Raw genomic sequence first — 1,593 nt, 5'->3', positions numbered from 1 at the left:
CCGCCGACCAGCGCCGACACCGCGGCGATGCCGCTCAGCCGAGGCTGCGCCGCCGGGGTGGCGGCGGGCGCGGGATCGTGGGATGCGGCGGGCGCGGTGATCCCCGGGATGGCGGGCAGTCCCGGAATGGCGGGCAGACCCGGAATCGTCGGCAGGCCGGGCACCGTCGGCACGGTGATGCTCGGTAGCGCGGGCAGACCGGGAATCGGCAGTACCGGTGCCGGTCCGGCGGACTCGAGGCGCTTCGGCAGCATCTGTGCCGGATACTCCTGCGGCGGTGCGACTTCGGGCACGGACGGTCCGCCGCATCGGGGCCCGGCCATCGCACCGTAGTGCGGGCAGTCCTTCGCGGTGTATTGCTGGAAGGGTGTGAACGTCACGTCCATGCGCCAGGTCATCTGTTTGCGCGGGCCGAAGTTGAACACCTGCTGCAACCTGCGGAACGACGTGTTGAGGTTGGCCGCCGTCGACTGGAGCGCGCCGGGATCCTTGGCGATGCCACCGAGCAGCTGGTCCAGGCCGGAGACCAATTCCTTGCCCGAATCGGGATTCGCGGCGAACAGGGCGTTGACCGATTCGATGGTGGAATTGCCCTGGGTGAGCAGCTCCACCAACTGGGTGCGGTGCTCGTTGAGCGTGCGCGCAGAGGTCACCGAATCGGCCAGCACTCCGACCAGCTCCGGTGCCGACTGGCTCAGTGCCGTTGCCGCCTGACCGAAATTGCCGAGCAGGTGGCCGATTTCGGGGATCTGGTGGACTGTGGTGAGCCAGGTATCCAGGCGCTCCACCGTGGAACCCGGCACGCGGCTGCTCGGGTCGAGCGCGGCGGACAGGGTGGCCAGCACCCGGCCGAGCTTCTCGGGCTGGATGGTGGCGAGCACATCGCGCAGTGTGTTGAGTGTGGACTGCAGCGCAATCGTGGCGGCGCTGGTGTCCTCGCGGATGGTCGCGCCCTCGCGCAGCCCCTCGGCGGTCCCCCCGTTGTCCACGAGCTGGAGCGAGGAGACGCCGAAGATGTTGTCGGGTACGACGCGCACGGTGACCGTGTTCGGAATCGTCTGCGCGAGGCCCGGTTTCAGCTCCAGCGTGGCGTGCTGGCGTTCGCCCTTGGCGACCATCTCCACCGAGCCGACCGAGCCGACCAGCATGCCGCGGTACTTCACGTCGGCACGCTGGGGTAGCCCGTCGCCGGTGCTGGTGAGGTCGGCGCCGACCACCACCGTGTCCTCGAACTCGCCGTTGTAGCGCAGTGCGAGCAGATACAGAGCGACCGCGAACGCGGTGATCACCGCCAGTCCCGCGAGCGTGAGCTGCAGGGGTTTGGGGCCGCGGCCGCTGAGATCGAGAATCATTCGATCGACCTATCCCGAGATCCGGAATCCGGGGTCGATGCCCCAGATCGCAAGGGTGAGAAACAGATTGGTGAAGACCATGACGACGATGACCATCTTGATGGCCCGGCCCGCCGCGACCCCGACGCCTTCGGGGCCCCCGGAGGCGACAAAGCCGTAGTAGCACTGGATGAACGCCGCGATGAGGACGAACACCACTACTTTGAAGATCGAATAGAACACGTCCCCGCCCAGCAGGAAC

2 protein-coding genes are annotated in these 1,593 nt (G+C 67.8%); both read right to left on the bottom strand.

The features are described 5' to 3' along the window. Nucleotides 1–1,352 (bottom strand): MCE family protein (locus ACFWF3_RS35330; protein ID WP_379318472.1); only part of this gene is annotated, 1,352 nt, incomplete at its 3' end. A gap of 9 nt (nucleotides 1,353–1,361) precedes the next feature. Next, on the bottom strand, nucleotides 1,362–1,593 hold a 232-nt coding region (locus ACFWF3_RS35325), incomplete at its 5' end, for an ABC transporter permease (protein WP_379318470.1).

Source organism: Nocardia sp. NPDC060220 (assembly GCF_042727815.1).
Taxonomy (GTDB): Bacteria; Actinomycetota; Actinomycetes; order Mycobacteriales; family Mycobacteriaceae; genus Nocardia.
Note: the sequence above shows the minus strand (reverse complement) of the source record. Positions and strands in the feature narration are given on the sequence as shown.